This window comes from Virgibacillus necropolis (assembly GCF_044793635.1).
GTDB classification, from domain to species: Bacteria; Bacillota; Bacilli; order Bacillales; family Amphibacillaceae; genus Virgibacillus_F; species Virgibacillus_F necropolis_A.
In genome coordinates this window covers 439,520-453,014 of record NZ_CP084992.1, presented here as the reverse complement: position 1 = coordinate 453,014, position 13,495 = coordinate 439,520, and the positions used below count along the sequence as shown (strand labels likewise).

General features: G+C 36.0%; 14 protein-coding genes. All 14 read left to right on the top strand.

Annotation, left to right across the window (positions count from 1 at the left end; genetic code table 11):
* Positions 1-54 precede the first annotated feature (54 nt).
* The 14 genes from accB to spo0A all read left to right on the top strand — a co-directional run bounded on the left by accB (position 55) and on the right by spo0A (position 13,335).
* Complete coding sequence (gene accB, locus LG329_RS02295) at positions 55-549, top strand: acetyl-CoA carboxylase biotin carboxyl carrier protein (RefSeq protein WP_404452974.1); 495 nt, start codon at positions 55-57, stop codon at positions 547-549.
* A 13-nt stretch (positions 550-562) separates the two neighbouring features.
* Positions 563-1,921 carry an acetyl-CoA carboxylase biotin carboxylase subunit gene (gene accC, locus LG329_RS02290; RefSeq protein WP_404452973.1) on the top strand — a complete coding sequence of 453 codons (1,359 nt, stop codon included), beginning with the start codon at positions 563-565 and terminating at the stop codon, positions 1,919-1,921.
* A gap of 12 nt (positions 1,922-1,933) precedes the next feature.
* On the top strand, positions 1,934-2,332 hold the full coding sequence (locus LG329_RS02285) for an Asp23/Gls24 family envelope stress response protein (RefSeq protein ID WP_404452972.1): 399 nt from the start codon (positions 1,934-1,936) through the stop codon (positions 2,330-2,332).
* Positions 2,333-2,648: 316 nt separating this feature from the next.
* Complete coding sequence (nusB, locus tag LG329_RS02280; RefSeq protein WP_404452971.1) at positions 2,649-3,029, top strand: transcription antitermination factor NusB; 381 nt, start codon at positions 2,649-2,651, stop codon at positions 3,027-3,029.
* Between the two features lie 15 nt (positions 3,030-3,044).
* Positions 3,045-3,899, top strand: a complete 855-nt coding sequence (gene folD / locus LG329_RS02275) for a bifunctional methylenetetrahydrofolate dehydrogenase/methenyltetrahydrofolate cyclohydrolase FolD (protein ID WP_404452970.1) — start codon at positions 3,045-3,047, stop codon at positions 3,897-3,899.
* Positions 3,896-5,254, top strand: coding sequence for an exodeoxyribonuclease VII large subunit (gene xseA, locus LG329_RS02270; protein WP_404452969.1), 1,359 nt, complete (start codon positions 3,896-3,898; stop codon positions 5,252-5,254). Before folD ends, xseA begins: the two co-directional genes overlap by 4 nt.
* Complete coding sequence (locus LG329_RS02265) at positions 5,241-5,471, top strand: exodeoxyribonuclease VII small subunit (RefSeq protein ID WP_404452968.1); 231 nt, start codon at positions 5,241-5,243, stop codon at positions 5,469-5,471. Before xseA ends, LG329_RS02265 begins: the two co-directional genes overlap by 14 nt.
* A 2-nt stretch (positions 5,472-5,473) precedes the next feature.
* Complete coding sequence (locus LG329_RS02260; protein ID WP_404452967.1) at positions 5,474-6,358, top strand: polyprenyl synthetase family protein; 885 nt, start codon at positions 5,474-5,476, stop codon at positions 6,356-6,358.
* Between the two features lie 746 nt (positions 6,359-7,104).
* Positions 7,105-7,704, top strand: a complete 600-nt coding sequence (locus LG329_RS02255) for a hypothetical protein (RefSeq protein WP_404452966.1) — start codon at positions 7,105-7,107, stop codon at positions 7,702-7,704.
* A 22-nt stretch (positions 7,705-7,726) separates the two neighbouring features.
* Positions 7,727-8,554, top strand: a complete 828-nt coding sequence (locus tag LG329_RS02250) for a TlyA family RNA methyltransferase (RefSeq protein ID WP_404452965.1) — start codon at positions 7,727-7,729, stop codon at positions 8,552-8,554.
* Between the two features lie 34 nt (positions 8,555-8,588).
* Positions 8,589-9,038, top strand: coding sequence for a transcriptional regulator AhrC/ArgR (gene ahrC / locus LG329_RS02245; protein ID WP_404452964.1), 450 nt, complete (start codon positions 8,589-8,591; stop codon positions 9,036-9,038).
* Between the two features lie 27 nt (positions 9,039-9,065).
* The gene (gene recN / locus LG329_RS02240) at positions 9,066-10,793 is read left to right on the top strand and encodes a DNA repair protein RecN (RefSeq protein WP_404452963.1); all 1,728 of its coding nucleotides are present in this window, start codon (positions 9,066-9,068) and stop codon (positions 10,791-10,793) included.
* Positions 10,794-11,093: 300 nt separating this feature from the next.
* Positions 11,094-12,311: a SpoIVB peptidase gene (gene spoIVB / locus LG329_RS02235; RefSeq protein WP_404456377.1), complete on the top strand. Its 1,218-nt coding sequence runs from the start codon at positions 11,094-11,096 to the stop codon at positions 12,309-12,311.
* Positions 12,312-12,606: 295 nt separating this feature from the next.
* Complete coding sequence (spo0A, locus tag LG329_RS02230; protein ID WP_404456375.1) at positions 12,607-13,335, top strand: sporulation transcription factor Spo0A; 729 nt, start codon at positions 12,607-12,609, stop codon at positions 13,333-13,335.
* Positions 13,336-13,495: the final 160 nt, after the last annotated feature.

Genomic DNA, 13,495 nt, shown 5'->3' with positions numbered 1-13,495 from the left:
GAGGAGTTATTAGTACCTGTTCGTATTTTTAAATGAGAAGAAGGAGTGCCAAGCATGTTAAAAGTACAAGAAATTCGTGAAATAATTAAACTAATTGATCAATCATCTATTAATGAATTCACCTATGAACTAGATGGTGCAAAGGTTTCTATGAAGAAAACTGCTGATGGGGAAATTGTTCAAGCACCAACGCATAAAGTTGAAAATACTGAACAACCGAAACAGGTGCAGGAAGTAACTGAACAAGTTGCTAAGGTAGAACAAACAGAAGTTTCTGTTCCGACAGCAGAGAAAACAGCAACAGATTATGATTTTGAAATTGTGTCACCTATGGTAGGAACATTATATAGTGCTGAATCACCTGAAAGAGACCCTTACGTACAAACCGGAAGTAAAGTGAAGAACGATACGGTAGTTTGTATTGTAGAAGCAATGAAATTATTTAATGAGATCGAAGCAGAAGTAGCAGGAGAGATAGTAGAGATTTTAGTGGAAGATGGAGAATTAGTTGAATATGGTCAACCACTATTTAGAGTAAAGGCTAAATAAGGGGATGGAACAAGTGATAAAAAAACTGTTAATTGCTAACAGGGGAGAAATAGCAGTACGAATAATACGTGCTTGTAAAGAAATGGACATTGAAACAGTAGCAGTTTACTCAGAAGCGGATAAAGATTCGTTACACGTACAACTAGCAGATGAAGCTTATTGTATCGGGCCAACCGCGAGTAAAGATAGTTACTTAAACTTTACGAATATCATAAGTCTTGCAACTTCAACAGAGGTAGATGCAATTCACCCAGGGTACGGATTTTTGGCAGAAAATGCTGACTTTGCAGAGATCTGTAAAGCCTGCAATATCATATTTGTAGGACCATCTGCACAATCTATCCAAAAAATGGGTATTAAAGATGTTGCTAGAGAAACAATGAAAGCAGCCAATGTTCCTATCGTACCTGGATCAGATGGCATTATTGAAAATGAAGAAGAAGCTAAAAAGATTGCAGATGAAATAGGATATCCTGTAATTATAAAGGCTACCGCTGGCGGTGGCGGGAAAGGTATCCGAGTAGCTAGAGATCAGGAAGAGCTGTTAAAAGGTATTCGGGTAACACAAAAAGAAGCGGAAACAGCTTTTGGTAACCCAGGCGTATACATGGAGAAGTTTATTGAAGATTTCCGCCATGTCGAAATACAAATCCTTGCTGATCAGCATGGGAATGTTGTTCATTTAGGGGAACGCGATTGTACGATTCAGCGTAGACTACAAAAGCTGATTGAGGAGTCCCCATCACCTGCACTGACTGAAGATATTCGTAAGAAAATGGGAGAAGCATCTGTAAAAGCAGCTAAAGCTGTTGATTATGTGGGTGCTGGAACGATTGAATATATTTTTGATCGTACAAGTAAATCATTTTATTTTATGGAAATGAATACACGTATACAAGTGGAGCATCCCGTTACTGAAATGGTAACAGGAATTGATTTAATTAAAGAGCAGATTAGAGTAGCTAATAATGAAAAATTAACTTTTACCCAAACGGATGTTGAATTTGAAGGTTGGGCAATTGAATGTCGTATAAATGCAGAAAACCCATTTAAGAATTTCATGCCATCACCTGGGAGAATTGAAATGTACCTACCACCAGGTGGTTTAGGAGTACGGATTGATTCAGCTGCATATCCTGGATATTCTATTCCGCCATATTATGATTCAATGATTGCGAAATTAATTACGTATGGTAAAACCAGAAAAGATGCAATCAATAGTATGAAACGTGCATTAGATGAATTTGTAGTTGAAGGTGTTCATACTACAATCCCGTTCCATCGTTTAATTATGGAACATGAGGTGTTTGAAAATGGAGATTTCAACACGAAGTTTTTAGAAGAGAATCCTATTCTTGAAAAAGATGAATAAGGGAGTGTTACGATGAGTGAACAGCCTTTGTTAAATGTAAGTGAGGATACTAGTTTAGGAACAGTAGAAATAGCACCAGAGGTTATTGAAATAATAACAGGTATTTCAGCATCAGAGGTTGATGGTATATCCTCTATGCGTGGCAACTTTGCCTCTGGAGTAGTTGAACGTTTTGGTAAAAAATCACATAGTAAAGGTGTCAAAGTTGATCTAACAGAAACAGGCATCTTGATTGATTTATTTGTTGTTTTAGACTTTGGTGTGTCAATACCTCAAGTAGCACAAGAACTCCAAACGAATATACGGCAAACTCTAAAAAGTATGACAGCGCTAGAAATTGCTGAAATTAATGTTCATGTGGTTGGAATACAGATGGATGGTAAAGATAGCACAGACGAAAAAGGTGAATAACTTTAAAACGGCTAAGAGAAACCTTCTTGGCCGTTTTTCTATGTCTGATTTCTTTAAACAGTCGGCTTCACTTTTCTGTCTAGCTGCGCCTCCTAGAAGCTGCCGTCATAAGCAATTGACACTACTGCCCTACAGGATGTAGGGTAGTTCGACGTTGCCACAGGACGTGGCGACCTTAGTTGAACTTCATTCCAGGCGTTTTACGGTCCCTTGCTTATGCGTCCGCTTCTGAACAGTCGGCTGAGCTTTTCTGTCTAGCATTGGTCTGGTGTTCGTGTTATTATTTGTAGAGATATGATTAAAGGAGTAATGAATGATGAAACGGCATACAGCAAGAGAAAAGGCATTTCAGATCCTCTTTCAAATAGATTTGAATGAACAGGATCCAATTCAAGCATTAGCTAATCACAAAGAAACAGAAGAAACTGATTCATTTCTAGAGAGTCTTGTACACGGTGTAGTTGAACAGAAGGAAAACGTTGATGATTTTATTTCAACTCACTTAGAAAATTGGACAATTCAGCGGATCGCATCTGTAGAGAAAACAATTTTACGTATAGCTACTTATGAAATTAAATATCTTGAGGATATTCCAACGAATGTTTCTATTAATGAAGCAGTTGATTTGGCTAACAAATACGGAGATGAAAAATCCGGAAAGTTTGTTAATGGTGTGTTATCAAAAATCATAGCTTAAACGGGGGTAAATGAATTGGTTGCTGAAATAATTAACGGTAAAGATTTAGCTCAACAAATAAAAGATAATATGAAAAATGAAGTAACTGAATTAAGTAAGAAAGGATTAGTTCCACACTTAACTGTAGTACTAGTTGGCAATGACCCAGCATCTAGGTCATATGTTAATGGAAAGAAAAAGGCAAGTGCAGCAACAGGTATTTCTTCTGAGATTATTGAACTGCCTGAGTCTACCAGTGAAAAAGAGCTACTTGATACTATTTCAACTTTAAACAATAGTTCTGCAGTCCATGGAATTTTAGTACAACTACCCTTGCCAGAGCATATAGCTGAACAAAAAGTAATTGAACATATTGATCCTAAAAAGGATGTTGATGGATTTCATCCAGTAAACATTGGACGAATGATGGCTGGAAAAGATACATTTCTACCATGTACACCTTTTGGTATAGTTACCATGCTTAAATCGAAAAATATACCTATTGCCGGCCAACATGTTGTAATAATCGGACGAAGTAACATTGTTGGTAAACCAGTTGGACAGCTTTTATTAAACGAAAGCGCCACTGTTACATATTGCCACTCAAAAACAAAAGATTTAAAGAAATTCACTAAAATGGCAGACATATTAATTGTAGCAATTGGAAAAGCAAATGTGATTAGTGCTGATTTCATAAAGCCAGGTGCAGCTGTTATTGATGTTGGCGTCAATCGATTAGATAATGGATCGTTAACTGGTGACGTTGAATTTGAAGAAGCAAAAGAAGTAGCGTCATATATAACTCCTGTTCCTAAAGGAGTCGGCCCTATGACAATTACGATGCTCCTTCAAAATACAATTAAAGCCGCAAAAGGACTGAAATTACAGTGACCGAACAATATCTTACTGTAACAGCACTCACGAAGTATATTAAACGAAAATTTGATACGGATCCACATTTAAACCGAGTGTTTGTAAGAGGCGAAATTTCTAATTTTAAACTTCATAGTCGTGGTCATATGTACTTAACAATTAAAGATGATCAGACAAGAATACAGTCTGTGATGTTTGCAGGAAATAATCGGTCATTAAAATTCACTCCGGAAAATGGGATGAAGGTTTTAATTTCAGGTGATGTGGGTGTTTTTGAACCGTATGGGCAATACCAGTTATACATTCAGCAAATGGAACCAGATGGTATAGGGGCACTTTATCTAGCGTTCGAACAATTAAAGGATAAATTAGCAAAACAAGGCTATTTTGATCAAAACCATAAAAAGAATATACCTGTATATCCACGACATATAGGTGTCATCACTTCTCCAACGGGTGCAGCTGTGCGTGATATTATTACAACCATAAAACGTAGGTATCCCATTGTTGATCTAACAGTTATACCGGTACTTGTACAAGGAGTAAATGCAGCTGATTCAATCGTCAATGGAATCCAGGAAGCTAATAAACGCGCTGATATTGATATATTAATTGTTGGTCGTGGTGGGGGATCCATTGAGGAATTGTGGAGCTTTAACGAAGAAAAAGTAGCACAGGCTATTTTTCAATCAGTAATCCCAATCATTTCAGCAGTTGGTCATGAAACCGATACAACCATTAGTGATTTTATTTCCGATTTGCGTGCTCCCACACCTACAAGTGCTGCAGAGTTAGCAGTACCATCCCAAATCGAAATAAAAGAAAAATTAATGAACATTGATCGAACCCTTACACGTATGATTACCAGTATGTATCGTACATCATCACAGCAGGTCAAACGTTTAAACCAATCCTATGCTTTCAAGTATCCAGAGCAGCTTGTAAACCAAAAAGAGCAAGAATTGGACAAATTGGTAGAGCGTTTGAATAAAGCACTTCATTTTACGATTAAGAAAAAGGATGAGACGTTACTGAACGCAAATAAACGGCTAGTAAGCCAACATCCGAGACGTCAGATCGAAAACATGAACAAACAAATTCATCAGTTACAAAAACAAATCCACTATCTTATGGTGCAAATTACCGAGCAAAAATCAACTCATATTGTGAATATGATGGATAAACTATCTTTGTTAAATCCATTGGAAATTATGAAACGTGGATATGCGATTCCTTATGATCAAAAAGGGAAGATTATCAAGTCAGGATCACAAACGAGTAAAAATGATCTTATACAAGTCAAACTATTAAACGAAATATTAGCATGCCGAGTAGAGGATATAAGGGAGGATGAGACGAATGAACGAGAATGAACTTTCCTTTGAAGAAGCAATGGTGGAACTGGAAAAGATTGTCGAACAGTTAGAAGAAGGGGATGTCCCATTAGAAAAGGCTATAAATTATTACCAAGATGGTATGAAGCTATCTAAAGTATGTAATGACAAGTTAATAAATGTTCAGGAAAAAATGACAAAGATCATGAATGAACAGGGAGAATTAAAACCTTTTGACTTACAGGAGGAAGAGTAACCGTGCAGGCAACGTTGAATTCTTTTTTAGATGAAAATAAACGATTTATCCAACAAGAATTATATAATGCTCTAAATCAAATAGACATTCCTCAAAATTTGAAAGAGTCAATGCTTTATTCGATTGAAGCTGGTGGGAAAAAGCTTAGACCAATATTGTTGATTGCAAGCTTTGATACGTATGGTGACGATAAGCGCAACATAATCGCACCTGCAATTGCACTGGAAATGATCCATACCTATTCGCTTATACATGATGACTTACCGGCAATGGATGATGATGATATAAGAAGAGGGAAACCAACGAATCATATTGTTTTTGATGAAGCTACAGCGATTTTGGCTGGAGATGCACTTTTAACTTATAGTTTTGAGTTGTTAGCAACAGATTCATATTTAACAGATAAACAAAAAGTATTTCTTATACGCGAGTTATCTAAGGCGAGTGGGCCAAGAGGAATGGTTGCAGGTCAATTGCTGGATATGGAAGCTGAAAATAAAAAAGTAGCATTAGAACAATTAGAAAGAATCCATGCACTGAAAACTGGAGAATTAATTAAATTTGCAATAAAATCAGGAGCATATATAGGAAATGCAACAGAAAAACAATTAGAACATTTAGATCAATTTGCATACTATCTGGGTCTGATTTTTCAAGTACAGGATGACATATTGGATGTGACAGGTAATCAAGAAGTGATTGGGAAACCTGTCGGAAGTGACGAAGATAATAATAAGAGTACATATCCCAAATTATTAGGAAATCAAGGTGCTGTTGAACAGAAAGAAAAATATGTTCAACTTGCTAAAAAAGCATTGCATAATGCTAATGCAACCGACTCTTATTTAATGATGCTTACAGACTATTTTAGTACACGAAATCATTAATAGGAATGTGTAGTCGGTTGTCCTTGGGCAAACGTTCAAGCAAAGAAAGGATAAGCCCAATCTAGCAGACAAATATAGAAAATAACCGTTAAATATGTTATAATTAATTTATAAATGGAATGGTGCAGTATTCTAGTCGGTCTTCCGTTCCTGAAGGCGGGCCTAAAAATCCGCCAAAGGGCACATCGATGAAGTTCCTTGTGTTGGCTTGAGGCGCCCAGCCTTGGGTCAGTGCTGGGAGTTAAGGTTTTAGGGCGATCCACAAAGGCATGTGGGCGTTGACCCTATTACCGCGGAGGCCCATATCTGTCGTGGTAACTAAGCCTAGGGACCATTATGGAATGGGGTATGAACCTGCATAGTAAGAGTGGGAAACCTTACTAGCAGCGTAGCCTGCCTTGAGTGGTGATTGAGGGGATTAGAGTCACAGGTTACAACCCAGTAGGCCGCTGGGGTGTAATTTTTATCTCTATGAAATCGTCACTGCAAAAGAGGCTAGGGAACGCCAAAAAGGCTGCTGAGGAAATCTCCTAGACTGTTCTCATTGACGTTTAAAAGGGATTATAGTGTGGACTAAGTGGTAATCCAGTCTAGCTTTTGGTGACAAAGCTAAGATAGGTTTAAAGGGGAACCGCCCTTTTGGCAACATGGGGTACTTATTTGGGAAAACCTACTGGACCTAAGCCACAGTTTTTACCTTTTAAATGACCATTCCATGCTTACATAAAAGAGGTTTGAGGTATAGAATGAAATCACAAATAAAACGATCTATGAAATTTAGTTTTACTATTGCCGTTATCACTTTTGTGTTAGCGGCTATTTTTACAATTGTTTCATCTTCCATATTAAGTGATGTGATATGGTTTGTTGGACTTTTAATTGTACTAGTTATTGTCTCTATTGGAGTATTATTTGATATGCTTGGCATAGCTTCTACTGCCGCTAGTGAGCAACCATTTCATGCAATGGCAGCAGAGAAAGTTCATGGTGCAAAAGAAGCCGTTATCATCATTCGCAACGCCGATAAATTTGCGAGCTTTTGTAATGATGTTATTGGTGACATATCAGGAATTGTTAGTGGTACAGCGACAGCCATCGTAGTTCTGCAAATTGCAGATATATTTGGCCAAAGTGAAGGATCAACTGCCCAAATTACCTTGTCTGTAGTTTTAACCAGTATAGTTGCTGCGATTACTGTTGGCGGAAAAGCTATTGGTAAATATGCTGCTATTAATGCATCCACTAATATCATTTTTTTTGCAGGCAAAACTGTATCGTTAATTGAACGTAAGTTAAAAATAAAAATCCTACCAAAAAACGAGAAACAAACTAACAAAATCAAATAAATCAGTAAAGGATTTAATGAATATGGGCAAAAAGCGATTAGATGTATTATTAGTGGAACGGAATTTAATGGAAACGCGTGAAAAAGCTAAGCGATCAATTATGGCAGGACTTGTATTTTCTGAACAAAATCGATTGGACAAACCTGGTGTAAAAGTGGACGAGGACATTCCAATAACGGTTAAAGGGAAATTAATTCCTTATGTTGGTAGAGGCGGTTTAAAGCTTGAGAAAGCCCTACGTTTGTTTACCATTGAAATGTCTAACAAAATTATGATTGATGTTGGTTCATCAACAGGTGGATTTACGGATTGTGCCCTGCAAAATGGTGCAGAAAAATGCTACGCAATAGATGTTGGTTATAATCAATTAGACTGGAAATTAAGAAATGATGAACGCGTTATAGTTATGGAACGGACCAATTTCAGGTACGTCACCCTTGACATGCTTCAAAAAGGGAATCCAAACATAGCTACTATAGACGTCTCATTTATTTCATTAAAATTAATATTGCCAGTATTGAAGCAATTACTAACAGAAAACAGTGATATTGTTGCATTGATTAAGCCCCAATTTGAGGCGGGACGAGAACAAGTTGGAAAAAAAGGAATTGTAAGAGATAAATCTGTCCATTTCCAAGTGTTGGAAAGTATATTGCAATTTGCTTTAAATGAAGGATATCAATTACATGCACTTACATTTTCCCCAATAACAGGTGGTGATGGTAATATAGAATTTCTTGCTCATCTTGGCTGGGGAAATCAGGATAAAGGGATTCAGATTGATTCAACCTTGTTAATGGATGTCATTGATCAAGCACATGCAAACTTTAAAGCACAAAAACACCAATAAATCACCAGTATATTGAAATGCTTGGGGGATGAACATGAGCAAAACACAGCGACAAATTAAAATTCGTGAACTTATTACGGAATATGTAATCGAAACACAGGATGAACTTGTAGATGAACTGAAAAAAATAGGTTTTAACATCACACAGAAAACAGTTTCACGTGATATAAATGATTTACATTTAGTTAAAGTACCAACTCCAAGCGGAAAATATAAATACAGCCTTCCCTCTGATCACCGGTTTAATCCTTCCGACAAATTAAAAAGATTAATACGTGATGCATTTGTTAAGATAGATCATGCAAATCACTTTATCGTGTTAAAAACACTTCCTGGAAACGCACATGCAGTAGGAGTTTTAATTGACCATTTGGATTGGCAGGAGATAATGGGTACTATATGTGGTGATGATACATGTATGATTATATGCAAAAATGAAACAGATTCGGTAATAGTAAAAGAACGTTTTCTAAACATGTTGTAATGCAATTAATAAGAGGTGACGGATGATATGTTAACAGAACTATCTATTCATGATTTCGCAATAATTGATGAGCTTTCCTTAACATTTCATGAAGGTCTAACTGTCTTAACAGGTGAAACTGGGGCTGGAAAATCAATTATCATAGATGCAGTTCAGTTATTGGCTGGTGGACGTGGATCGGTTGAATTTGTAAGGCATGGTACAAAAAAAGCTGAAATAGAAGGTTTGTTTTCAATCGATAGCCGGAAGCATCCTATATATAAAGTGGGAAGAAATTATGGAATCGAAATTTCAGATAATATGGTTGTATTACAGCGTACGATTACTTCAGGTGGAAAAAGCATTTGTCGTGTAAATGGAAAATTAGTTACCCTGGCCATTTTAAAAGAATTCGGAAGAACACTCATCGACATACATAGTCAACATGAAACGCAAGCTTTAATGGAACCTGAAAACCATATTGATCTTCTCGATTTATATGATCCAGAAGTGATCAATCAAGCAAAACTTGCATACCATCAGATCTATGAGCGATTACAAACACTTCGAAAAAGATATAAAGAACTTAGTGAGAACGAACAGGAAGTGGCTCATCGATTAGATCTTTTAACATTCCAAATGGAAGAATTGGAACAAGCCAACTTAATCCCAAATGAGGATGATACATTAGAGGAAGAACGAAGTAATTTAGCTAATTATGATCGTATCTATGTGGGACTTCAGGATGCGTATAATGCATTATATGGAGAACAAAAAGGAATTGAATGGTTAAGTATGTCACTACGGGCTTTAGAGGATAATAAGAACTATGATCCGTTTATGGCAAAAAAGGCTGAAGAACTTGCGAATCATTATTACATGGTCGAAGAATTATCCTATGATTTACGTAATTATAGCGATACTTTGCAGCATGACCCTGATCGATTAAATGAAATCGAATCAAGATTAAATGAAATTAATCGATTAAAAAAGAAATATGGTTCTACAGTTAATGAAATTATCGATTATATGGGAAAGATACAAGAAGAAATCGAAGAAATAACAAACAAGGATTCCCATTTATATAAATTGGAAAATCAAATTGACGAAACTAAACAAGATGCATATTTAGAAGCAAAACAGTTACATGATATTAGAAAAAAAGCTGCAGGAGATTTAACTAAAGAGATACATTACGAATTAAAAGATTTATATCTGGAAAAGGCTACTTTTTCAATAGCATTTGCAAGCAAAGAGGATGTGGAATCCGATAATGGTATTAATCCTCCTCCTTTAAAGTTACATAAAAATGGATTTGATTTCATTACATTCTTGATATCCACTAACCCAGGTGAACCACTTAAAGAATTAAATAAGGTTGCTTCTGGTGGAGAGCTTTCCAGAATAATGTTGGCGCTTAAAAAGATATTTGCGAAACATCAGGGTGTTACAAGTGTTATTTTTGATGAAGTGGATACTGGAGTAAGTGGACGTGTTGCTCAGGCCATCGCAGAAAAAATAGGTCATGTTTCGGAAAAATCGCAAGTTTTATGTATTACACATTTACCTCAAGTTGCAGCAATGGCAGATACGCATAATTTAATTGAAAAAGTTGAAAAAGATAACCGAACGATTACTTATGTTAAGGAACTTTCAAAGGATGAAACAATTGATGAATTAAGTAGAATGATCACAGGTGCTAAGTTAACCGAGACAGCAAGACAGCATGCAAAAGAGATGCTAATTTTAGCGGATTCGATCAAACAAAAAATATAATGGATAAGATTAATCAAAAACCAGAAAATAAGTTGTCTGGTTTTTTTATTTAGGTAATTTTTGTATTTATATTTTTGATGTTGCAGGAAGCAACTGTACTTTGTCATTATACGTATTATTAATAGGAAATGATACACAAGTTTACTTAATATTAACCAGTTTAAAAACAGGTTGGTTCGGTCAAATTAGAAGTACAGACAAAAGATTTGGGTTAGGAACTTGAGGAGAGTGGAATGATTGAAGTTTAGAAATGAAGTTCGAATTTGGATAGGAATTTTCCTTCTTGCCGCACTAGTTGTAATGCCTTTTTACACCCCAATACAAAAGTACCTTTCTATACCCAACAATATTGTGACCTTCAACACTGATTCACCTATGGCAGTTCCGAGTCTGGGGAATTCAGTTGAAATTGAACCAACAAAAGAAGCAGTACAGGCAGTTAGTTCCAATGACTTTGAAACAGTTTCAGCTGGGGAAGACCAACTCTTTTACTCAATTGCAGGTATCCCGATAAAAAAGGTTGATGTAAGTGTTCTGGAAGATCTTAAAGTAATTCCAGGTGGTCAGTCAATTGGAGTACAGTTGCATACAGTTGGTGTGCTCGTTGTGGGTCATCATCGTATTACTGGAACAAGCAAAAAATTATCACCTGGGGAAGAAGCGAATATTAAAGTTGGTGATATAATCCTAAAAATTAATGGGGAGCAAATAAAGGAAATGCAAGACGTGAAACCATTTGTAGAAAAAGCGGGTAAGGCAAACGAATCATTAGATGTAACCATAAAACGAGGGAATGAAAAAATACAAACTAAACTCACCCCTATCATGGACGCAAAAGAAAATGAGTACCGTATTGGCCTTTATATAAGAGATTCCGCCGCTGGTATAGGAACAATGACATTTTATGACCCTAAATCAAAAAGATATGGAGCTTTAGGTCATGTTATATCGGATATGGACACCCAAAAACCAATTGAAATTTATAATGGTGCTATTGTAAACTCAACTGTTACCTCAATCGATAAGGGTTCAAATGGCACACCTGGGGAGAAACAAGCTAAATTTTCAGTTGATGCTGATGAGATAGGTACGATTACTAAGAATAGTCCATTTGGTATATTTGGAAAATTAAAGGAAAAAATGGACAATGGCAAATATAATAAACCAATGCCAGTAGCATTATCTCATGAAGTAGAAGAAGGTCCTGCAAAAATTTTAACAGTAATTGAAGGTGAAAAAATAGAGGAATTTGATGTTGAAATTGTTAGTAGCGTTCCTCAAAAGTTTCCAGCAACAAAGGGTATGGTTATTCAAATAACCGATCCCGAGTTATTAAAGAAAACAGGTGGTATTGTACAGGGGATGAGCGGAAGCCCCATTCTTCAAAATGGTAAAATTATAGGAGCAGTAACACACGTTTTTGTTAATGATCCTACTTCTGGTTATGGCGTTCATATCGAGTGGATGTTACAAGAAGCTGGTATCAATATTTATGAAGGGCAAAAAAAGGCGAGTTAACAACTAAAACTTGCATTAGATAATTTATCTAATGCAAGTTTTTTTAGATGAAATTATTTTTCGACAAATATTTAAAACGCCTGTCAGATTTTATCGAATGGGAGTGAATTCACAAGAATACTAAAGCAAAATAAAGATATTTTTAAAAAAAGTAAAGTTTTTTTAATTTAAAGAAGGTTATTCAAAATTGATGTCGAAAGTATAGCGTGGGAATGAATTACATAAGGGAGGAAAAAAAGTGGATAAAAAAATTTCAGTTTGCTTAGTTGATGATAATCGAGAATTAGTTCAAGTTATGGAGGAATATTTTGATGGACAGGAAGAGATAGAGGTAATTGGTACAGCACATAATGGAAGAGATTGCTTAGAGATGCTTAATGAAATGGAACCAGACGTTTTGGTTTTAGATATAATTATGCCTCATATTGACGGATTGGCTGTACTTCAATCATTGCGGGGTTCTGAACGTGATAAGTATCCAAATGTAATCATGCTGACTGCATTTGGTCAAGAAGAAGTGATGAAAAAGGCGGTTGATTTAGGGGCATCATATTTCATATTAAAACCTTTTGATTTAGATAATTTAGCAGATCAGATTCGTCAGGTACAGGGTAGAAATATTCAACCATCACAAACAAGGAATATAAATAATAAAAAAGGTAAACAAAAGAAAGACCTAGAAGCAAACATTACGAATATTATTCATGAGATTGGCGTTCCGGCTCATATTAAAGGATATATGTATTTACGTGAAGCGATAACAATGGTGTACAATGATATCGAATTACTTGGCTCTATAACGAAAGTTCTCTATCCAGACATCGCTAAAAAGTTTAATACAACTGCATCAAGGGTAGAACGTGCTATCCGCCATGCTATTGAAGTTGCATGGAGCAGAGGGAACATTGATTCCATATCCGAGTTATTTGGTTATACAATAAGCATTTCAAAGGCTAAACCTACAAATTCAGAATTCATCGCAATGGTTGCTGACCGATTGCGTTTAGATTATAAAGCAAGTTAAGGTGTCATTAAAGTAAGGAATTATGAGAAGTTGATAATAAGATATTTTCCTACCTGGGAATATGACCAGTCCTTCTTTTTCGCTGTGACTTTTAATCATGGTGAGAAGAAGGATTTTTTTGCGTGATTAAATTATATCTATATTTCTCGTATTCAGAATT

Coding starts and splice junctions, on each gene's coding strand:
- ahrC (WP_404452964.1), top strand. CDS start 8,589: ATGAGCAAAACACAGCGACAAATTAAAATTCGTGAACTTATTACGGAA.
- accB (WP_404452974.1), top strand. CDS start 55: ATGTTAAAAGTACAAGAAATTCGTGAAATAATTAAACTAATTGATCAA.
- LG329_RS02265 (WP_404452968.1), top strand. CDS start 5,241: ATGAACGAGAATGAACTTTCCTTTGAAGAAGCAATGGTGGAACTGGAA.
- spo0A (WP_404456375.1), top strand. CDS start 12,607: ATGGAGGAATATTTTGATGGACAGGAAGAGATAGAGGTAATTGGTACA.
- spoIVB (WP_404456377.1), top strand. CDS start 11,094: ATGCCTTTTTACACCCCAATACAAAAGTACCTTTCTATACCCAACAAT.
- LG329_RS02250 (WP_404452965.1), top strand. CDS start 7,727: ATGGGCAAAAAGCGATTAGATGTATTATTAGTGGAACGGAATTTAATG.
- nusB (WP_404452971.1), top strand. CDS start 2,649: ATGAAACGGCATACAGCAAGAGAAAAGGCATTTCAGATCCTCTTTCAA.
- recN (WP_404452963.1), top strand. CDS start 9,066: ATGTTAACAGAACTATCTATTCATGATTTCGCAATAATTGATGAGCTT.
- LG329_RS02285 (WP_404452972.1), top strand. CDS start 1,934: ATGAGTGAACAGCCTTTGTTAAATGTAAGTGAGGATACTAGTTTAGGA.
- LG329_RS02255 (WP_404452966.1), top strand. CDS start 7,105: ATGAAATCACAAATAAAACGATCTATGAAATTTAGTTTTACTATTGCC.